Origin of the sequence: Kitasatospora sp. NPDC088264, assembly GCF_040685715.1 — a bacterium.
Lineage (GTDB): Bacteria > Actinomycetota > Actinomycetes > Streptomycetales > Streptomycetaceae > Kitasatospora.
The window spans coordinates 34,039-53,044 of the sequence record NZ_JBFBIR010000053.1 but is presented as its reverse complement, the minus strand read 5'-3'; the positions used below and the strand labels follow the sequence as shown (position 1 = coordinate 53,044).

At 70.1% G+C, this 19,006-nt stretch carries 18 protein-coding genes and 1 pseudogene; 11 read left to right on the top strand and 8 right to left on the bottom strand.

The genetic code is table 11. From position 1 onward, the window contains the following. The first annotated feature begins 5 nt into the window (after positions 1 to 5). Complete coding sequence (meaB, locus tag AB0O82_RS30125) at positions 6 to 1,007, top strand: methylmalonyl Co-A mutase-associated GTPase MeaB (protein ID WP_363587073.1); 1,002 nt, start codon at positions 6 to 8, stop codon at positions 1,005 to 1,007. Positions 1,008 to 1,304: 297 nt separating this feature from the next. Here meaB and AB0O82_RS30120 read toward each other — a convergent pair whose 3' ends face one another. From AB0O82_RS30120 to AB0O82_RS30110, 3 genes are all read right to left on the bottom strand, one after another. Next, entirely contained in the window at positions 1,305 to 1,778 is a 474-nt protein-coding gene (locus AB0O82_RS30120; RefSeq protein WP_363587072.1) for a DIP1984 family protein, read from the bottom strand. A 114-nt stretch (positions 1,779 to 1,892) separates the two neighbouring features. Next, complete coding sequence (locus tag AB0O82_RS30115; RefSeq protein ID WP_363587071.1) at positions 1,893 to 2,711, bottom strand: hypothetical protein; 819 nt, start codon at positions 2,709 to 2,711, stop codon at positions 1,893 to 1,895. A 318-nt stretch (positions 2,712 to 3,029) separates the two neighbouring features. Continuing rightward, positions 3,030 to 3,509, bottom strand: coding sequence for an ATP-binding protein (locus tag AB0O82_RS30110; RefSeq protein WP_363587070.1), 480 nt, complete (start codon positions 3,507 to 3,509; stop codon positions 3,030 to 3,032). A 395-nt stretch (positions 3,510 to 3,904) separates the two neighbouring features. Between AB0O82_RS30110 and AB0O82_RS30105 the strand changes: the two genes are divergently transcribed. The 3 genes and pseudogenes from AB0O82_RS30105 to AB0O82_RS30095 all read left to right on the top strand — a co-directional run bounded on the left by AB0O82_RS30105 (position 3,905) and on the right by AB0O82_RS30095 (position 5,824). Beyond that, positions 3,905 to 5,017: a hypothetical protein gene (locus tag AB0O82_RS30105; protein ID WP_363587069.1), complete on the top strand. Its 1,113-nt coding sequence runs from the start codon at positions 3,905 to 3,907 to the stop codon at positions 5,015 to 5,017. Positions 5,018 to 5,020: 3 nt separating this feature from the next. Further along, positions 5,021 to 5,245 (top strand): annotated as a pseudogene (locus AB0O82_RS30100) (antibiotic biosynthesis monooxygenase); the annotation flags it as partial. Between the two features lie 105 nt (positions 5,246 to 5,350). Further along, on the top strand, positions 5,351 to 5,824 hold the full coding sequence (locus AB0O82_RS30095) for a hypothetical protein (protein WP_363587080.1): 474 nt from the start codon (positions 5,351 to 5,353) through the stop codon (positions 5,822 to 5,824). A 20-nt stretch (positions 5,825 to 5,844) separates the two neighbouring features. Here the strand turns inward: AB0O82_RS30095 and cyaB are convergent, their stop codons facing one another. The 3 genes from cyaB to AB0O82_RS30080 form a co-directional block, all read right to left on the bottom strand. Further along, on the bottom strand, positions 5,845 to 6,414 hold the full coding sequence (cyaB, locus tag AB0O82_RS30090) for a class IV adenylate cyclase (protein WP_363587068.1): 570 nt from the start codon (positions 6,412 to 6,414) through the stop codon (positions 5,845 to 5,847). Positions 6,415 to 6,527: 113 nt separating this feature from the next. Beyond that, complete coding sequence (locus AB0O82_RS30085; RefSeq protein WP_363587067.1) at positions 6,528 to 7,109, bottom strand: HD domain-containing protein; 582 nt, start codon at positions 7,107 to 7,109, stop codon at positions 6,528 to 6,530. 13 nt (positions 7,110 to 7,122) lie between these two features. Then, the gene (locus tag AB0O82_RS30080) at positions 7,123 to 8,235 is read right to left on the bottom strand and encodes a helix-turn-helix domain-containing protein (protein WP_363587066.1); all 1,113 of its coding nucleotides are present in this window, start codon (positions 8,233 to 8,235) and stop codon (positions 7,123 to 7,125) included. A gap of 268 nt (positions 8,236 to 8,503) precedes the next feature. On the opposite strand from AB0O82_RS30080, the gene AB0O82_RS30075 reads away from it, so the two are divergent. From AB0O82_RS30075 to AB0O82_RS30065, 3 genes are all read left to right on the top strand, one after another. Then, positions 8,504 to 8,680, top strand: coding sequence for a hypothetical protein (locus AB0O82_RS30075; RefSeq protein WP_363587065.1), 177 nt, complete (start codon positions 8,504 to 8,506; stop codon positions 8,678 to 8,680). After that, positions 8,677 to 9,864, top strand: a complete 1,188-nt coding sequence (locus tag AB0O82_RS30070) for a methyltransferase domain-containing protein (RefSeq protein WP_363587064.1) — start codon at positions 8,677 to 8,679, stop codon at positions 9,862 to 9,864. Before AB0O82_RS30075 ends, AB0O82_RS30070 begins: the two co-directional genes overlap by 4 nt. A gap of 226 nt (positions 9,865 to 10,090) precedes the next feature. Beyond that, positions 10,091 to 11,251, top strand: coding sequence for an XRE family transcriptional regulator (locus tag AB0O82_RS30065; RefSeq protein ID WP_363587063.1), 1,161 nt, complete (start codon positions 10,091 to 10,093; stop codon positions 11,249 to 11,251). Positions 11,252 to 11,306: 55 nt separating this feature from the next. Here AB0O82_RS30065 and AB0O82_RS30060 read toward each other — a convergent pair whose 3' ends face one another. Further along, positions 11,307 to 11,909 (bottom strand): superoxide dismutase, encoded by a 603-nt coding sequence (locus tag AB0O82_RS30060; RefSeq protein WP_363587062.1) that lies wholly within the window; start codon positions 11,907 to 11,909, stop codon positions 11,307 to 11,309. A gap of 175 nt (positions 11,910 to 12,084) precedes the next feature. Here AB0O82_RS30060 and tsaD point away from each other — a divergent pair, with 175 nt between their 5' ends. Both tsaD and AB0O82_RS30050 read left to right on the top strand, forming a co-directional pair. Continuing rightward, on the top strand, positions 12,085 to 13,137 hold the full coding sequence (gene tsaD, locus AB0O82_RS30055; protein ID WP_363587079.1) for a tRNA (adenosine(37)-N6)-threonylcarbamoyltransferase complex transferase subunit TsaD: 1,053 nt from the start codon (positions 12,085 to 12,087) through the stop codon (positions 13,135 to 13,137). 207 nt (positions 13,138 to 13,344) lie between these two features. Then, positions 13,345 to 15,624 carry a M9 family metallopeptidase gene (locus AB0O82_RS30050; protein WP_363587061.1) on the top strand — a complete coding sequence of 760 codons (2,280 nt, stop codon included), beginning with the start codon at positions 13,345 to 13,347 and terminating at the stop codon, positions 15,622 to 15,624. A gap of 73 nt (positions 15,625 to 15,697) precedes the next feature. Here AB0O82_RS30050 and AB0O82_RS30045 read toward each other — a convergent pair whose 3' ends face one another. Further along, entirely contained in the window at positions 15,698 to 16,150 is a 453-nt protein-coding gene (locus tag AB0O82_RS30045; RefSeq protein ID WP_363587060.1) for a DUF5990 family protein, read from the bottom strand. 473 nt (positions 16,151 to 16,623) lie between these two features. On the opposite strand from AB0O82_RS30045, the gene AB0O82_RS30040 reads away from it, so the two are divergent. Together AB0O82_RS30040 and AB0O82_RS30035 are read left to right on the top strand one after the other, a co-directional pair. Next, positions 16,624 to 17,670 carry a cytochrome P450 gene (locus tag AB0O82_RS30040; RefSeq protein ID WP_363587059.1) on the top strand — a complete coding sequence of 349 codons (1,047 nt, stop codon included), beginning with the start codon at positions 16,624 to 16,626 and terminating at the stop codon, positions 17,668 to 17,670. Positions 17,671 to 17,709: 39 nt separating this feature from the next. Next, positions 17,710 to 18,729 carry a cupin domain-containing protein gene (locus tag AB0O82_RS30035; RefSeq protein WP_363587058.1) on the top strand — a complete coding sequence of 340 codons (1,020 nt, stop codon included), beginning with the start codon at positions 17,710 to 17,712 and terminating at the stop codon, positions 18,727 to 18,729. Positions 18,730 to 19,006: the final 277 nt, after the last annotated feature.

Here is a 19,006-nt window from a genome sequence, read left to right as displayed (position 1 = left end):
ATCGTATGCCTCCGCGGACGATCGACCTCGACAGCTATGTGACGGGTGTCCTCGACGGCTCGCGCGCCTGGATCGCGCGCGCCGTCACCCTCGTCGAGTCCACCCGGCCCGACCACCGCGCGCTCGCGCAGCAGTTGCTCCAACGGCTGCTGCCGCACGCGGGCGGCGCGGTCCGGGTGGGCATCACCGGCGTGCCCGGTGTCGGCAAGTCGACCTTCATCGACTCCTTCGGCACCATGCTCACGGGGCTCGGCCACCGGGTCGCGGTGCTCGCCGTCGACCCCACCTCCAGCCGCACCGGCGGCTCCATCCTCGGCGACAAGACCCGGATGGAACGCCTCGCCGTCGACCCGCACGCCTTCGTCCGCCCCTCGCCCACCTCCGGGACGCTGGGCGGCGTCGCCAAGGCCACCCGGGAGTCCATGGTGGTGATGGAGGCCGCCGGCTACGACGTGGTCCTGATCGAGACGGTGGGAGTCGGCCAGTCCGAGACCGCCGTCGCCGGGATGGTCGACACCTTCCTGCTGCTCAGCCTGGCCCGCACCGGCGACCAGTTGCAGGGCATCAAGAAGGGCGTCCTGGAGCTGGCCGACGTCATCGCCGTCAACAAGGCGGACGGGCCGCACGAGACGGATGCTCGCGCCGCGGCCCGCGAACTCGCGGGCGCCCTAAGGCTGTTGCAGGCTCCCGACGCGGCGTGGACGCCCCCGGTGCTGACCTGTAGCGGGCGGGACGGCGCCGGACTCGACGTGCTGTGGGAGCGGCTGCAGCAACACCGCAAGGTCCTGGACGCCACCGGCGCGCTGGCCGCGAAGCGGCGGGACCAGCAGGTCGAATGGACCTGGACGATGGTCCACGACCAGCTCTACGCGCGGCTGCACGAACACCCCGAAGTGCGGCGGCTCTCGGTCGAGTTGGAGGCCCGGGTCCGCGCCGGCACCATGCCGGCGGGGCTCGCCGCGCAGCAGATCCTGGACAGCTTCTTCGGCTTGTTCGGCACGCCCTGACGGGAGGCGCTTCTCGGGTGGCTCCGGGGAGGAACAGGTGCGAGGGCCGTGCTGGTGTGCACGGCCCTCGCACCGGGTGTGGGGCGCCCCGTTCCCGCCCTCGCCGCCCGGATCTGCACGTGGTGGTGAGCTGTGCGGTGTGCTCTGTCACCTGTACGCGATGCTGAGCTGCATTGTTCGGTGAGGAATCGAACCCCTGCGTTGCTCTTCACGCGCCAGGGGCCGGATGAACCGCCGGCCCGCGGTGTGTGCACGCCTCCGTGGCGACTACCTGCTTCCCACACCCAGCTTGTGGGGTCAGTCCTCGATCAGGTCGATCTCCCAGTTGGTGCGCTGGATCAGGGTGTCCACCTCGCGGATCTCCTTCGCCAGGGCGTCCGCCTGGGCATGGAGCTCGGCGACCGGCAGGGCGGAGAGGATCCTGAGTTCGGACCGCAACTGCCGTACGGCTCCCCGCTGGTCGCGCCCGGAGGCGGCGTCGGCGGCCGCGGTGATCACCGAGTGGCGCAGCCGCAGGACGTCCCGGCGGGCGAGGGCGTCGGTCAGCGTGCCGCCGCCCTCGATGAGCGAGGTGGAGTTGGTCCGGTTGATCTGACGGATCAGCCGCTCCAGCTCGTCCAGCGCCTCCCCGGCCTGGGCCAGGACCTCCGCCGCGCTCTCGGCCGGTTCCTCGCCCTCCTGGTAGCGCGCACTGCCGACGACGCGCGCCCGCAACTGCTCCACCTGCCGCACCGCAGCCGCGCGCTGCGCGAGCGCTTCAGCCAGTTTCACCGCGTCATCACCTCTACGTCCTGCTGATCGTCCGGCAAGTATGCACATCGGTGCCTGACGGCTCGGCAAGAGGGGTGGAGCCGGCCGGACCGACCCGGCGGGCGCCGGGCGGGTTCACGCCCCTCGACAGCGTTCGGCCGCTGCCCGTACGTCCGCCAGCGCCCTCGCGCGGTCAACCGGCGGCGGCGAGAAGCGTCCGGGCGCCGCCAGTACGTGCTCCTCCCAGCGGTCCTGCCAGAACTCCACCGTCCAACCGGGCCATCGCCGCGGCATCTCGTACGCCTCCGCCGCCGCCCCGAGCACCCACCAGCCCACCCACCGGCGCAGCGGATCGACGTGGATGCCGGCATCGGCCGACGCCCGGCAGACCCCGTGCTCGGGGCCGCCCGCCAGTCGGTCGAGCAGCGCAGCCCCCTCCCGGACCGGATGGTCGTTGACGTTCGCCAACACGTAGCAGTGCTCCGTCCCGACCGTCACCACCGCAACCATCGGCTCGGGGTCAGCCAGTTCCTCGTCGCCCGGTTCGAGCAGCGGCCCCACCGCAATCCCGCACCCACGGGCACGGACGTGTTCGGGGTCCAGCCCCAGGTACGTCCGCAGCTCGGCCGGGCCGTCGTACATCCACCGGACGTCCCACCCCGCCCACGCCTCCTGCAACAGTTCCAGCGTGGCTGCCCGGTGGCGCATCTCGGCGCTCGGCCCTTCCCAGGCGAACAGCATCAACACCTTCCGGCCGAGGTCGATCAGTGCCGCACCCTGGCAGTGCACATCGTCCAGCCACCAGTCGACCGCTCTCAGGTGCCGGACCATCGAGAGAGCCTCCGCCGGCCCGGCCAGGAGGTCGAGGTCGATTCCTACCGCCCCGAACCGCGACAGGTACAGCTCGAACTCACCGCTCTCGCGGACGACGACGAAGTTCGCACGATCACCCATCCGCCCAGAATGACCATCCCCGGCACGGGCCGCCACCACATTTGTGTGGACTGACCACCACCGAACCGAACCCTCCGAGCCATCCGGGCACAACTGCCAGCACAGGGCCAGACGTCGGTGTCTCGGCAGCAGCCGAGACACCAACGCACAAGCCACGTTCCTGCTGTCAGTCGACAACCCTTCACAGTCATGAGGTCATTGATCATGCGGCGCCCGCAAATGGATATGCGAGGAACGCGTCGGATTGCATCATGCGACGTGGCTGGGTGGACTGTTGAACGCGAAAGGGTCGCCTCGACAGACTCCCGAAGGTCGCCACTACGCCACCTCTCGCAGAGTGTGAAGGTCCAGCGCCGTGCCCCACCCATGCGTGGGGCACGGTGCTTCGGCGGCTTCCAGGTACTCGAACCACACCACCTTGCCCACCCCCGCCGGATGCCAGCCCCAGGCGTGCGCCAGCGCCTCCACGAGCAGGAGGCCACGCCCGCTGGTCGAGCCGACGTCGCGCTCGCGCTTCGGGAGTTCCGGGCACCGATCGGCGACCTCCACCCGCACCCGCCCGGCACACCACCGGACGGTAACAGCACAGCGCTCCTTGGTGTGCACGAGCGCATTGGCGATCACCTCGCTGGCGCACAGCTCCACCTCCTGAAGCCCGTCCGCTGACAGCGGCACACCCCACTCCCGCACGATCGCCCCCACCAACCGCCGCGCCGCCGGCACCGCGTCGGCCCCAGGCGGCTCACCCCATTCCAGCGGAACCGGGAATCGAGCGGTGTTGAGCGGGCTGACGATCACTGGAAATCCATTCGGTCACATATCGACAATTCGGCAGCCATGTCGGATCGTTCGGCCCCACACCCACCGTCCAAATGGCTGACATCAAGTCAACGCGGGTACATAGGAAGGGAGAACAGACGAAGCTGGTCCAGGCGTTGAACCGGTTGAACAGAGGACGGGATCGCGATGACCCATCGACCGCGCACACCCAACACCGCGCTCGCGATACTCATGCAGCAGGCGGGGTGGGGCAACGGCCAGCTCGCCCGAGCCGTGAATCGCGTCGGAGGCGAGGCGGGGCACCAGCTGACCTATGACAAGTCGGCGATCTCGCACTGGCTCTCGGCACTCAACCCCGGGCAGACGTACAGGAAGTTGTCCGCGAGACGCTCTCACGTCGGCTCGGACGACCGGTGACACCCGAGGAGACGGGCTTCGGGCGCGGTGCCGAGCAGGCGGGCAGCCAGGGGGTCCTGTCCGATCTGATGTCGATCGGCAAAGCCGACATGGACCCCTCGCGCCGTGGTGTACTCGCCTCCGGGCTCTACTCGCTCGCTCTGACGCTGCCGGTCTTCGACGAGACCGCTGACCGGATGAGCCATGCCGCGGCGGGCCGTACCGTACGGGTCGGCCAGGGCGAGGTCGAGACCGTTCAGAGAATGACGGACCGGATCGCCGATATCCTCGACGAGCTCGGCGCCGCCCACGCCCGCCCGATGGCGGCGGCCTTCCTGGTCAACTCGGTCGGTCCCTGGCTCCAGGCATCCGGCACCACGGAAGTGAAGGCCGGCCTGCTGTCGGCCGCCGCCGATCTCACCTACCTCACCGGGTGGATGGCGATGTACGAGACTGCCCACGGTCTCGGCCAGAAGTACTACGTCCAGGCCCTCAAGCTCGCACGCGAAGCCCAGGACCACGTGACCTACTGCCGCACCCTACGGGGTATGGCGCTCCAGGCGTCCAATCTCGGATACGGCCCGAAGGCGCTGGAACTCGCCGACTCGGCCGCCGAAGCGGCTCCGGCCTCCGGCCCGCGACTGCGGGCTTTCCTCGCCGGCCAACAGGCGCACGGCGCCGCCATGGTGAAGGACCAGCGGCAGGCATTCGCGCGCCTTGCCGAGACCGAAACCGCGCTGACCCAGGCCGAGGGCCGCAACGACTCCGTCGGCGGCTACGACCAGGCCGCCTACCACTTTCACGTCTCGCACGTGCTGTACGAACTCGGCGACCTCCCGGGGGCGATCAAGGAACTTCAACTCTCCAACCGGGCTCGCCCCGCCAACGAGAAACAGGGCCGCGTACACGGCAACGGCCTGCTGGCCCGCCGCCAGATGGAACTCGGGCACGTCGAGGCCGCCTGCGCCACCTGGAACGCGTTCCTGGACGACTACGTCACGATCAGCTCCGTCCGTGGCGACGAGCACTTCCAGGTTCTGGGCAAGGGCCTCCCGGCACGAGCCACCAACCGTGCGGTCCGCCAGCTCCACCAGCGCACCCGCGAGGTCGCCGGCCAGAAGGCCGCGTGACCCGTGGGATTCGGTCTGGTCGTACGTTTCATCGCCCACGACGCCGCAGCAGCTCACGCCTTCGACCAGCTGGCAGCTGCGGCCCTCGAAGAGATCCGCGCCAAGGAACCCGGCACACTCCTCTACGTCACTCACACCGTGCCGGGCGAGCCACACGTCCGGGTCTTCTATGAGTTGTACGCGGACCGTGCGGCCTTCGAGAAGCACGAACGGCAACCTCACGTCCGCCGGTTCCTGGCCGAACGCGCGCAGCACCTCGAATCGTTCGAGGTGACGTTCCTGGATGAGACATCCGGCAAGGGCGCGTACACCGTGAAGGCCGACCGGAGCGGTCTGCGAATCGGAGTCACCGGGCACCGGGGGCTGGCGGCCGGGGTGGAGGAGCAGGTTCGACGGCTGCTCGAAGACGCTCTCGCGGGAGAGGACCCGCCTCGGCTCACGATCGTGTCCTGCATCGCGGACGGGCCGGACGCGTGGATCGCGGAGATCGCGCTCGAACGGGGGGCGCGGCTAGAGGTCGTCATTCCCGCGGATCAGTACCGGGACGGGCTACCAGATTGGCATCACCCCGTCTACGACCGGCTGTTGAGCAGTGCCAACGCCGTTCACCGAACAGGCCGGGTGGAGTCCGACGAAGCCGCGCACATGGCGGGGAGCGAGGTCCTGGTAGCCCAGGTCGACAAGCTCCTCGCCGTCTGGGACGGCCTGCCGGCCCGCGGCTACGGCGGGACGGCGGACGTGGTCGCCTACGCCCGCCAGCGCGGCGTGCCGGTTGAGGTGCTGTGGCCTCAGGGAGCGCGCCGGTGAATGCTAAATGAGTCTACCAGTCAGGCCGGACGCGCCGCCGCGACCGCGTCGGTGTACAGCTCGGCGGTCAAGTCGACTTTCCTGATGCCGAGTTCGGCCAGCATCGCACGGACGAGGGCGAGGGCCGGCGCGAGGTCAGCCTCCGTGGCGGCCGTCGTCTCGACCTCGATGAACGTGGCGTCGTCCAACTCGGGAACGCGAACGAGCGTGGCGAGCAGGCGCCTCCCGTCGCGCTGGAAGCCGTAGTTGCGGCACCGCTTCTCGAACGCGATGCGAGGGGTGAAGCCCAGGCCCCGCATGATCTCGTGCGCGGCATCGGCGTCCTCGACCTTCGTCTCGGACTCCGGCTTCGACCCGGACGCCTCGTCCACCCGGGCCCCCTTGTACGTGAGCACCGTGCGCGTGTCGTCCGGGCTGTGCACGGTACGGATCCGCAACTCGCGATCGGTGCCCATCAGGCTGCCGTCCGGCGCGTCGTAGTACGTGTCGCGGTAGACCTCGGCGCGGCCGGCACCGTGCCGGGCCTCCAGTTGCTCGCGCACGCCTTCCGGGTCGCGCACGACCGCCTTGAGCTCCGCTTCGATCGCCATCCTCGCCCCTCCGTCAGATCACGCGCTCGGCGCCGTCCACCATCACATCGAACTTCCGCTTTGAGACCGACACCTGCGAGGTGCCGCCTTCAAGGCGTGATCCACGACCCGCGTCAGCTCGACTTCTCGCCGAGGGCAGCACGGAGCCAGCCGAGGGAGTCGGTTGCCAGGACGGCGTCGGCGAGTGCGTTGGCGGTCTTCGTGGTGAGACGGCCACGGCTGTTGTCGATCCAGCGCTGGGCGTTCGCGTAGCCCTGCGCCTTGTACTCGACGCCCTGGATCAGGCACTCCAGCTTGTCGGCGTCCCTCGCGCAGACCGCCTCCGGAGAGTCCTTCGCTTCGTACTCCGCGACGAGATCCCGGATGGTGGAGGCGAGGATCTCCGGCATGCCGCCGACCTGGTCGGCCGTCACCGCCGCCGGATCGGCGCCGGGTGCGTACATCTTCCCCAGATGGTTGACGTCCCCGGTGCGCGTCTCCTGGGAATCGTGCCAGACCGCGAGGAAGGCGGTCTGCGCCGGGTCCGCGCCTTCCAGCTTGGCGATGATCGAAGCGATCAACGCGGTTCGCCAGGAGTGTTCGGCGACCGATTCGGGATCGCGGACGCCGGCCATCCACCAGCCCGTGCGCTTGGTCTGCTTGAGCGTCCCGGCTTCGAACAGGAACCTGGCCACCGGCGTCAGGTCGTCTGTCACTGTCTGGCTCCTCTCACGCCTCGACAAGGCGGATCGCGTAGCGGATGCTGTCGAGCTCGCGTCGCCCTCGCCGCGACAGCTCCCGACCATCCAACAGCACCGGGAGCCGTTCGCGCAGGGCGCGGGCCGCAGTTCCGGAGCGCAGCAGATCCGGCCGGATCTGGAGCAGTGACCACACACTGTGGATGTTCAACTCGGCGTACCCGCAGTGCGGGCCGAGCCCCTGAACGAGGTGCGCGAGGAGCTTGTCGCCGGGCCACGGGCCCGGCGACCGGGCAGCGATGAAGTCGTCGGAGAGTTCGAGGTACGGGGCCTCGCCGATCCAGTACGCCCAGTAGTTGAGGTTCGCCAGCGCGCCCGCCTCATCGGCGAGGGCCGTTTCGATGAAGTGGCTGATCCGATCGCGGTCACCGTGGCGGGCGGAGACCATGGCAACGGAACGGGAGTTGAGCCAGCGGCTCAGCCAGTCGCTCGGCTGCTCGGAGCGCTGCTGGTGCGCGAGCCACTCCCGCGTGTCGCCCTGCTCATCGTATCCGGCCAGGTACAGCGCTTGGCGGCGGGCGAGGAACTGGTCCGTTCCACGCGCTTCCTCGGCCGCGCGCCGCAGGTGGGCGTAGAACCGGGGGCGGTCGGGGGCGGGAAGTTCCGGTCCGGTCGGCGCTGGGCCCTTTCGTGGACGCGGCGGGGTCGGGAGGTCGCGAACGGCCTTCGGCGCTGCACCGCTGAGCGGCCACATGAGAATCTCCACGAGGTCGCGCCGTATCACCATCGCCCCGAGGGGGCTCCCGGCAGCCGACGACTTCTCCTCAACGATGCCGGCGAGCAGGATGTCCGCCTCGAAGGATCGCTCCAGTGTTTGGAGGAGTGCGGGCGCTGTGCCCATCTGCATCAGCCGATGGCGGTAGGTGAGCATCTGCCCGACAGGTAAGGCCGTGAGTGGGCGCCGACCACTCTCCCACCCGGCGATCGTGTCGCTTGACACGGCCAGCCGCTCGGCGAACTCGTCCTGGGTGGCACCGTGCTGTTCTCGGATCACCCGAAAGACGTACCCGGAGATGATGCCCACGCGCGGGCGCCGAGGCCTTCCCTGACCGACAGTCAGGGAAGGCTGTTGGCTTGACTGCATGAGAGCCCCCCACCTCGGGAGTCCGTGCCGACGTACGTGTACTCGTGGTCACTTCAGGTTCTGACTCCGGGACCCTACCGTCGTAGGCGTCCCCGACCGAGAGCGGTCGGAGACCCGTCGGTGGGTCTCGCTCCCTGCGACGGCGGCCCCGCTCTCATCAAGGAGCGTACCGGCCCGGGGGCACGCCAGTCGGTAACTGTCACGTCCGTACACCTGGGCAAGCGCTCCACGCGACAACCATCGTGAAGAAAACAGGCAGGAGGCACCCATGGGATGGGGAACCGGCAAGGACGGAAGCTCCGGTGGCGGCAGCGGGGGCAACGACGGCGGGCAGGGCAAGCACGCGAACAAGGACCGGAAGGACTTCGGGAAGGACAAGTCGACCCCGGACACCTCGTCCGGGTCGTCTGCCGGCAAGCACCGCAAGGACGGCGACGGGAAGTGAAGAGCCAGCAGAACGACCTGGAGCAGGCCGCCACGAACGGCCTGCTCCGGGCCGTATCCCGCTCTCTCGGCCACGATGTGTCCGATGAGTGGCGAAGGGCCGCACAGGCGACCCCGCGCCATCGTTTCCTCCCGGACCGGATCTGGCTTGCCGACGGTGACGGCTACCAGCTCTGCGACCGTGACCGTGAGCCCGACCGCTGGTTCGCCGCCGCCAGTTCGGACATTCCCGTAGTGACACAGGTCAACGACGGAGACGAGCCGACGGATGTACGCGATGCGTGGCCTTCGTCCTCGGCCTCCGAGCCGTCGGTCGTCTTTCAGATGCTCGAACTCCTGGACATCGCACCGGGGATGCGGGTTCTTGAGATCGGCGCGGGCACCGGGTACAACGCAGCCATGCTCTCCCACCGCCTCGGTGGGGCGAACGTGACGACGATCGAGATCGACGCCGCCGTGGCCCACCGCGCCCGGACCAACCTCGACGCCACCGGCTACGCACCCACCGTCGTCTGCGGCGACGGAAGTCTCGGCTGGAACGTCGCATCGCCGTTCGACCGGATCATGGCCACCTGCTCCGTGAAGCGCGTTCCGGGCGAATGGATCAGCCAGACCAGGCCCGGCGGGCAAATCCTCACCCCTTGGTACGACGAGTGGAGCTGCGGCGGGCTCCTCCGCCTGACCGTCACCGGCGACGGTACCGCCATCGGGCGGTACACCGCCGACAGTGCCTTCATGTTGATGCGCACCCAGCGCCGCGACCTCCGCCTCTTCCGGGACGTCGTCATGGACGAGCACGTACCGGACGAGTCCACGACCACGCTCGACCCCTGGGCCGTCGCCGACTCGGAGTTCGAGACCCAGTTCGCCCTCGGGCACCGCCTCGGCGACCTCTGGTACGCCTGGCACCACGACCCCGATCTCGATGACGTCGAGACCCGCCTCTGGGTGGCCACGACCGACGGCGGCTCCTGGGCCGCCGTCGACTGGGACGGCACCGAGAACACCGAGCGGTACACGGTGTGGCAGCACGGCCCGCGCCGCCTATGGGACGAAGTCGAGGCCGCCCACCGCTGGTGGCTGGACAACGACCGCCCCGGGCCGAGCCGCCTCGGCCTCACCATCGGCCCCGGAGGCCATCAGGCCTGGCTGGACGACCCGACGAATACGTGGCCCCTGCCGTAGCGGAGTGGATTGCCCGTCTCATTCAGCACGGCCCCGGACCGCCGGTCCGGGGCTGCTTGCCTGGAACCGATCGGATGTTCCAGGTGGTCAACAAGCCGACAACTGGTCACGCAAGGAGCGGAATTGTCGGTACCGTGGATCAGGTGTCGAGCTGAGCCGGAGGGACGTGGTGGATCGCCGGGGCGTCGAGGAACTCGACGAACGAGCCTCGGCGTTAGGGTGAATCGTGGCAGACGACCGACCGGGCCCGTCCGACAGCCGGGAGCACTGGCGATGGGTGCGGAGCTTCCTGAACGACCACCGCTTCGAGTTGACCAATCGGCTCCTTGCCGAGAGCACTCCCGAACGGCTGGTCCCGGGGACTCCGCTGCTGGCTCGCCAGCACTGGATTCCGGAGCAGCCGGTGCCGCTGGAACGCGTCCGGCTGCGCTGGCAGCCGGACGCGCCGGAGGCCGACCTGGACGGCGGTGAGCCGGAGCTCGACCGCATCCGCCCGCGCCGGAGGGGCGGAACGGCCTACCGCCGCTACGCCGACGCGGTGCGGGAGCTTGCCAGGCCCAGGCTGTTCGAGGATCGAAGCTGCTACCGCCTGCTGGATGTCGGGACGTCTGCGGGCGATCCGACGCTGACCTTCGGCCGCGGCCGGTACTTCGACGTGATCGACATCTGTGAGGCCGTTGCGCACGAGTACGCGGCGGCAGTCCTGGCGGGCGGGGCCGCCACGCCCTTCCGCGCTGCCATCGGCGATCCGACCGACCTCGCGCGCCGACCGGTCATGGCGGCCATCAGTACGCTGACCATCCGGCACGATCGCAGGACCGGCGAAGCGGAGTTCGTGCTGCACTGGCGTGATCCCGAGAAGGTCGCCAGCGGCGGGGGTCTCTTCCAGGTGATGCCGGTCGGGATGTTCCAGGCTTCGCACGACGCGCCGTGGAACGAGGGGAACGACTTCGACCTCTGGCGGGCGATCCTGCGGGAGCTGGGCGAGGAACTGCTCGGTGACGCCGAGGACTACGGGAGCGACAGGGCGCCGATCGACTACGCCGCCTGGCCGCTCAACAGGTCGCTCACCGCAGCACGTGTGGACGGCCGCCTGCGGGTGTTCTGGCTGGGTCTCGGGATGGATCCGCTGACCTTCGTCACCGACATGCTCACCGTGGCCGTGTTCGACGCCGAGCTGTTCGACGAGACGTTCCGGCGCATCGTCTCGACCAACGACGAGGGCCACCGCGTCGGGCTGGACGACGCGACGGGGCGCTCGACCGGCATCCCGTTCACAGCCGAGCAGGTGGATCGCCTCACCGGTGCGGAGCCGATGCAGCCCGCCGGCGCGGCGCTCCTGCGGCTCGCCTGGCGGCACCGGAAGGCGCTGTTGCAGCTCTCCTGACCCGAGGAAGGCCCCGGACCGCCCGACCGGTCCGGGGCCGTTCACCTAGTGCGGGTCAGGCGGTCTTGGCGGCCGCGAAGCGGGACGAGACGTCCTGCCAGTTGACGACGTCCCAGAGCTTCTCGACGTAGTCGGGGCGGACGTTGCGGTACTGCAGGTAGTAGGCGTGCTCCCAGGCGTCGAAGGCGAGCAGCGGGGTGGTGCCCTGGCCGACGTTGCCGTGGTGGTCGTAGACCTGCTCGACGATCAGGCGCTTGGCCAGCGGCTCCCAGGAGAGGATGCCCCAGCCGGAGCCCTGCACGCCGGTGGTGGCGGTGGTGAGCTGCTTGCGGAAGGCCTCGAAGCTGCCGAAGTGCTCGGTGATGGCGTCGGCCAGCTCGCCCTCGGGGCGGTCGCCGCCCTCCGGGGAGAGGTTCTGCCAGAACAGCGAGTGCAGCACGTGGCCGGACAGGTGGAAGGCGAAGGTCTTCTGCAGGCCGACCAGGCCGCCGAACTGCTCCTTGTCGCGCGCCTCGGCCAGCTGGTCCAGGGTGTCGTTCGCACCCTTGACGTAGGCGGCGTGGTGCTTGGAGTGGTGCAGTTCGAGGATCTCGGGGGACATCGCCCGCTCAAGCGCGGAGTAGTCGTACGGCAGGTCGGGAAGCGAGTAGGTGCCCATGCTGGGACACAGCCCCTTTCGATGAACAGTGATGATCGTGCCGGGACAACACTATTGCGTATGAGTTGCAGGAACGAAGCATGGGCTCCTGCTTATTCCTCACGTCTCGTCGGGCACAATGGTCGCGAGTGCATGTAATGAGTGATGAGGGTGAGTGACTGTGACAGGGTCACCGGTGGTGCTGGGGATCGAGTCCTCCTGCGACGAGACCGGCGCGGGTCTGGTCCGGGACGGCGTACTGCTCGGGCAGGCGGTGGCGTCGTCGATGGACGAGCACGCCCGCTTCGGCGGGGTGGTGCCGGAGATCGCCGCCCGGGCGCACGTCCACGCGATGGCGCCGGTGGTCGGCGAGGCGCTGGCGCGGGCCGGGCTGACACTCGATGACGTCGGCGCCGTCGCGGTGACGACCGGTCCGGGGCTGGCCGGGGCGCTCCAGGTCGGGGTGGCCGCGGCCAAGGGCTACGCGTTCTCGCTCGGCGTCCCGCTGTACGGGGTGCACCACCTGGCCGGGCACGTCGCCGCCGCGACGCTGGACGGCGGGCCGCTGCCGAACCCCTGCGTGGTGCTGATCGTCTCGGGCGGGCACACCTCGCTGCTGCTGGTGCGCGACCTCGCCCGCGATCCGATCGTCCACCTCGGCGACACCCTGGACGACGCGGCCGGCGAGTGCTTCGACAAGGTCGCCCGGATCCTCGGCCTCCCCTACCCCGGCGGGCCGGCGATCGACCGGGCCGCCCGGGACGGCGACCCGACGGCCGTCCGCCTGCCGCGGCCGCTGACCGGACCGCGGGACGACCCGTACGCGTTCTCGTTCTCCGGACTCAAGACGGCCGCCGCCCGCTGGGTGGAGGCGCAGCGCTCGGGCGGTTCCGACCCGTACGTCCCGGACGCGGCGGCCGGGTTGCAGGAGGCGATCGCCGACGTGCTGACCCGCAAGGCGGTGCGGGCCTGCACCGATCACGGGATCGGCACCCTGGTGGTGGTCGGCGGGGTCGCGGCCAACTCCCGGGTTCGGTCGCTGGCCGAGGAGCGCTGTGCGGCGGCCGGGATCACGCTGCGGGTGCCGCCGCTGAGGCTCTGCACGGACAACGGGGCGATGGTGGCGGCGATCGGCGACCTGCTGGTCCGCTCCGGCGCCGAGCCGGCTCCGGCGGAGCTGTCGGTGGATCCGTCGGCGCCGCTGGAGTTCGCGGCGTTGACGCCGTTGGCGCGGACTGCCGCCGCCTGAGGGTTTCACCGCTTTTGCTCCGGATCGCACCCCCGTCGCCGGCCTGACGGCGTGTTGATCCGGCAACGGTTCGATCTCGCCCGACGCGAATCCGTTCCCAAGCCTTCCCCCGGCCGCAATCACTGTGCCATTTTACATGTCACACATCAGGAACCCGTGTGCCCCCAACCGCACGGCAACCCTCAACGGCCCCGGAGGCCCCCACAGATGCGTCCCTTCCGGATAACCACGGCCCAGGCGCGGAAACTGCCCGCGCTCGGCGCCGCGTTCTTCCTCGCTCTCGGCCTGTTCGCCCCGCAGGCACACGCCGCGACGGCCGACTCCACCACCACCCTCAAGGCCCAGGCCGGCAAGGCGGCGGCGCCGCGCTCCGTCCCGGTGCCCAAGTCCCCCGACACTCCGAAGGACGCCCGCCCGCTGGCCGCGGACCAGCAGGCCAAGGCGACCGCCCCGGCGGCGGGCAGCGCCACCGGTGCGCACGCCGCCAAGGCCGCCAAGCAGCTCTCCGCCGCCCCCGCCGCCGCCTGCAACGTGTCCGCCTTCACCGGCAACACCGGTGCCGCGCTCGTCCAGCAGGTCAAGGCCGCCGACCTCGGCTGCATCAACACCCTGTACAACCTGACCGGCAACGACGCCAAGGGCGCGTTCAACGAGGCGCAGATGGCCACCGTCGCCAACGCCCTGCGCGACGTGTCCGCCGCCTACCCCGGCGACGACTCCACCTCGGCCGGCCAGCTGGTGGTCTACCTCCGCGCCGGCTACTACGTGCAGTGGAACCACTCGGACGTGGTCGGCCCGTACGGCACCACCCTCCAGACCGCCATCCGCGGCGCCCTGGACGGCTTCTTCGCCGCCCCGCACAGCAAGGACGTCACCGAGGCGAACGGCGCGACCCTCGCCGAGGCCGTCACCCTGATCGACAGCGCCCAGGAGAACGCCCGCTACACCGGCGTCGTCAAGGGCCTGCTCAACGACTACACCGGCTCCTGGACCGGCTCGATGGCCGACGCCGTCGGCAACACCAAGACCGTCATCGAGCGCGGCTTCGACCTCCCGGCCTTCACCGCCGCCCTCCAGGCCGACCCCTCCTTCGCCACCGCCATGGCGTCCTTCGTCACCCGCAACAGCTCCCAGCTGAACGGCTCCGACCTGGTCACCTCGATCGGCATCCAGATCGGCAACCTGGTCGCCAACGACGCCACCAAGGCCCAGGGCCGGCCGATCGTCAAGGACCTGATCAACCGCTACCCGCTGGTCGGCGCCACCGGTCCGCTCACCATGAACCTGGTCTGGTTCGCGGAGAAGAAGGACACCGGCAACTGCAGCTACTACGGCACCTGCGACCTGCCCGCCCGGCTCGTCCCGCTCGTGCTCACCGTCGACCACACCTGCAACGCCAACCTGCGCATCCGCGCCCAGGACATGACCGCGCAGCAGCTCGCCGACACCTGCACCAGCCTGATCAACGAGGACCAGTTCTTCCACCAGGTGGTCAAGGACAAGGGCCCGGTCGCCAACGACAACAACACCAGTCTTGAGGTCGTCGTCTTCGACGACTACTACGAGTACAGCCTCTACGCCTGGGAGATGTACGGCATCGCCGTCGACAACGGCGGCATGTACGAGGAGGGCGACCCGGCCAAGGCCGGCAACCAGGCCCGCTTCATCGCGCACGAGGCCTCCTGGCTGCGCCCCGCCTTCCAGATCTGGAACCTCAACCACGAGTACACCCACTACCTCGACGGCCGCTACGACTTCTACGGCGACTTCGCCGCCGGCATGACCACCCCGACCGTCTGGTGGGTCGAGGGCCTCGCCGAGTACGTCTCGTACAGCTACCGGGGCGTCCACTACGACGACGCCGTCGCGCAGGCCGCCAAGGGCACCTACGCGCTGAGCACCCTCTTCGACAACACCTACGACAACTCCGACTCCACCAAGGTCTACAACTGGGGCTACCTGGCGGTGCGCTACATGCTCCAGTCGCACCCGCAGGACGTCGACGCACTCCTCGCCAAGTACCGCGTCGGCGACTGGAACGGCGCCCGCGCCCTCCTCAAGACCACCATCGGCACCTCGTACGACGCCGACTTCGCCACCTGGCTCAAGGCCTGCGGCGCCGACAACTGCGGCAGCCTGCCCACCAGCCAGGCCCCGCTCTGCACCGCCGGCGACACCCGGCAGTACGACAAGAACTGCCGCCGCGACGGCGTCGCCGCCACCACCGGCAACTACAGCTACAGCTTCCTCAACCTGCCCGCCGGCGTGAAGCAGCTGACCATCACCACCAGCGGCGGCACCGGCAACGCCGACCTCTACTACAACGGGGGTGCGTGGGCCACCACCGGGTCGAACCTGGCCAAGTCCACCAACGCCGGCAACGGCGAGACCCTCACCATCACCAACCCGCCGTCCGGCTGGGTGTACTTCAGCCTCTACGCCCAGCAGGGCTTCGGCGGCGTGACCGTCACCACCACGTACAACTGACCTGCGCATACCGAACGTTGAGGAGGGCCCCGCGTGCGGCGGGGCCCTCCTCGCGCGTTCGGACGCCGCGTACTCAGCCCTCCGCCGACCAGGTCACCACGGGCGGGCGGACGGCGGCGCACAACGGGTGGCCCTTGGCGTCCGTCAGGCGCAGCCGGGCCACCAGGACGCCGCGCTCCACCGCCGCCTCGGCGACCTCCCGGTCGACCGCCGCCAGCAGCAGCTTGGCCCGGCGGAACAGCGCCCGGCCGTCGCCGTTCCCGGTCACCCAGTTCAGGTAGACGAACCGGGCGCCGGGACCGCCCTGCACGTACCGGCCGGTGAGGTCCACTCCTCCTGGTGTCGGCCTCGCCTCGCACTCCAGCGACCAGTGGGCGCGCGGCGCGTCACCGGGGAACAGGTCGAGCAACTCGGCCGGGCGACCCCGGCGTTGGACGGCGACGTGCAGGTCCCGGTAGCCCGGGAAGCCCGGCGCGGCGGCACACTCACGCCCCGGCAGGTCGGTGGCCTCAATCCTCAGTTCCATACCGATATGGTCCCCCACCGCGCGCCTCGGGAAGTTATAACGATCGGCCATCTAATGCGACGCACACTCGACCAGAGGAACAGGGAATCCTTTGTCAAAAGACCGTCAGGGACCTAGCTTTCGCTTGAGGTCCGGAGTTAGATGAAAGCCAGTTCGACTTCCAGGCCGGAATGTCGGATTTCCGCCAAGCCGCGGGCGCTTGTTCCGTTGTGCCCGCAATCTCGGAAAGGGAGAATACCCATGAAGATGATCAAGGCGATCGTGAAGAAGTTCAAGCGTGACGAGGACCTCGCCAACCACGCGTGGGTCCTGCACGTCATCTGATGCACCGTCGGCGGCGGGGGCCCCGGGCATGCCGTGGTCCCCGCCGGCGCGGCGGAGTGCCCCACCCGCTCCCTGTCCGGAGTTCTCCACCGGCTGCGGAGAACTCATTTCATCGCCATTTCATTGGAGGCGGGATTCTCGTGGAGGAAATGGCGCCGACAGCCGGGCGCAGCCATTCCATCGTTTACGCCCCGAAGATCCAGGACCTGCTGACCAGGGAAGAAAAGGTATTCCGGATCGACGCCCGCACGGTCGGCGTCTCCGACTGCGAGCTGATGGCCGAAATCGTCGCGGCGCGCCCCGTGCGGTCGGCGGAGCGCTCGGTCTACAAGCCCGCCGCGGGAGCGGACATCCACCACGACAGCGCGACCCGGACGATCCGCGCGCTGGGCCAGGACGTCATGGCGGGCATCAGGACCCCGCAGCCCCCGGCACGCGGGCTGTCCGGCGCCTGGCCCTACGCGGCCACCTCCTACCTGCGCCGATGGCTCTTCGCGTCCGACCCCCTGCCGGTCTCCCTCCTGTCGAAACGCGGCGTCACCCGCTCCGACAGGCTCTCCCGGATCGTCGACCGCGCCGTCACCGTCTGGCCGGGATCCGCTGCCGAGGGCAGGAGCACCGCGCTGGCCGCGCAGATCCGCGACGCTTCCGGCGCCCGGGAGCGGAGGCAGGCCATCGCGCTGTACCGGCGATCGACGGCCACCCTCTGCGACGGGGTCGCCGCGCTGGCCGGCAACGCCCTGTGGCTCATGGGGCCGGACCGGGAGCGGGAGGGCGCCCGCGCCGACCTCACCGAGGTCCTGTGGGAGACCCTGCGGTTGCTCCCGCCCGCGTGGATGCTGTTCCGCAACGACGGCCACGCCTACACCGGACTGCACCCCGAGATCCGGCCCGAGGACCGCGTCGCGCTCTTCCCGCTCCTGATGCACCGCGACCCGGAGCACTGGTCCGACCCGCTGGAGTTCCGGCCCGAACGGTGGGCCGGGATGGCGGACCCAGAGAAGACGCCCGGGTTCATGCCGTTCGGCTTCGACGGAGCCCGCTGCTGGGCCAAGCACCTGGTCGTACCCCTGGCCGAACGCCTGCTGAACGTCGCCTTCGACCACCGGCTCGCCATTCGCGGCCCGCGGCAGGAGACGCACGTCCCCCTGCGTTCCCTGCTCTCCGTGCGGTTCGACGCCGCGGCCAGGGCCTGACCCACGAGCCCCGAACACCCTGACACCACGGGACACACCATGGAATCGCCCACGCTGGCCGACTGGGTCGGCGATGTCCGGAGCTTCACCGGCCACCAGTGGCAGCGCAAGCCCGCGGTCTTCACGCCGGAGGAACTCGCCCCGCCGTTCGACCTGGACGCGTTGGACGCCGCCTTCGACACGGGGCTGCTGCGCACCCCCTACCTGGAGATGGTCCGCTCCACCAAGGTGACCGTCCCGCCCGAGGCCTACACCACGTCACGCGTGGTCAACGGCACCACGTACCACGGCTTCGCCGACCGTGCGAAGGTCCTCGCGCTCCTGGGCGCCGGGGCGACGCTGCTGCTGCGCTGCGTCGACCAGTGGCACCGCCCGACGGGCGAGCTGGTGGCGCGGCTGTCCGAAGAACTCGACCGGCGCGTCGAGGCGTTCTTCTTCGTCACGCCCGCCGGCGGCCAGGGTCTCGCGGTGCACCGTGACGACGCCGACGTGTTCGTCCTCCAGGCGGCCGGACGCAAGACCTGGTACGTCCACGACGCGCCGACCGTGGCGCACTGGTCGCCGGGAGAACTCCCCGACGACGAGCACTCCCCGCGGCTCCTGCACGGCGTCCTCGAACCCGGCAGCGTGCTCTACGTCCCGCGCGGCTTCGCGCACCGCGCGGTCGGCGCCGCCGGCCTCTCCGCCCACCTCTCCCTCACGATCCGCGACATCTCCGTGCCGGACCTGCGGGCCGCCCTGGAGCAGCGGTTGACGGACGGGCTGGACCTCCCGGCGCGCCCGCTGGGCGAGGCCGCGATCGACGACTCCTGCGCCGCGCTGCTCGACCACGTCCGGGCGAGGCTCGACATGATCGAACCGGAGGACGTGCGGCTCACCGCCCGGGCTGCGCAGGCACAGGCGGCCCGGGCGGCGGCGGAGAACGCGGAGCGCGCGGAGACGTTCGCCGAGGCGGCCCGGGCCTGGGAAGGCGGCGGGACCGCCGCCGGGCGGGCCGGGCTGGCGTCCGTCAGCCGCACCTGGCGCCGGCTGCGCGACGCGGCACGCACGACCCACTGACGCGCTGCCCCACTGGCGCACCGGCGCACCGACGCACCGGCGCAGGGCCGTCAACGAGACCCCGCGCGTCCGGCGGGAGCCGCCCGTCCTCCGTACCGCCGTGACGACGACGGTACGGAGGACGGTCAGCACCGGCCTCGACGGCCGAGGACGTCAGGGCGTGTCTGACAATTCGCGGCGGATCAGCGCGCGGCGTTGGGCGCCCGGCCGGGCGTGCCGGCGAAGCGTCCTCGTACTGGGTCGTACTTGGGCGTTTCGGCGGTGCGTCCGGGCGGGA

Excerpts from the sequence above, each read along its gene's own strand:
- AB0O82_RS30040 (WP_363587059.1), top strand. The coding sequence starts at position 16,624 with ATGGCGCCGACAGCCGGGCGCAGCCATTCCATCGTTTACGCCCCGAAG.
- AB0O82_RS30075 (WP_363587065.1), top strand. The coding sequence starts at position 8,504 with ATGGGATGGGGAACCGGCAAGGACGGAAGCTCCGGTGGCGGCAGCGGG.
- AB0O82_RS30045 (WP_363587060.1), bottom strand. The coding sequence starts at position 16,150 with ATGGAACTGAGGATTGAGGCCACCGACCTGCCGGGGCGTGAGTGTGCC.
- AB0O82_RS30060 (WP_363587062.1), bottom strand. The coding sequence starts at position 11,909 with ATGGGCACCTACTCGCTTCCCGACCTGCCGTACGACTACTCCGCGCTT.
- cyaB (WP_363587068.1), bottom strand. The coding sequence starts at position 6,414 with ATGGCGATCGAAGCGGAGCTCAAGGCGGTCGTGCGCGACCCGGAAGGC.
- AB0O82_RS30050 (WP_363587061.1), top strand. The coding sequence starts at position 13,345 with ATGCGTCCCTTCCGGATAACCACGGCCCAGGCGCGGAAACTGCCCGCG.
- AB0O82_RS30035 (WP_363587058.1), top strand. The coding sequence starts at position 17,710 with ATGGAATCGCCCACGCTGGCCGACTGGGTCGGCGATGTCCGGAGCTTC.
- AB0O82_RS30115 (WP_363587071.1), bottom strand. The coding sequence starts at position 2,711 with ATGGGTGATCGTGCGAACTTCGTCGTCGTCCGCGAGAGCGGTGAGTTC.
- meaB (WP_363587073.1), top strand. The coding sequence starts at position 6 with ATGCCTCCGCGGACGATCGACCTCGACAGCTATGTGACGGGTGTCCTC.
- AB0O82_RS30080 (WP_363587066.1), bottom strand. The coding sequence starts at position 8,235 with ATGCAGTCAAGCCAACAGCCTTCCCTGACTGTCGGTCAGGGAAGGCCT.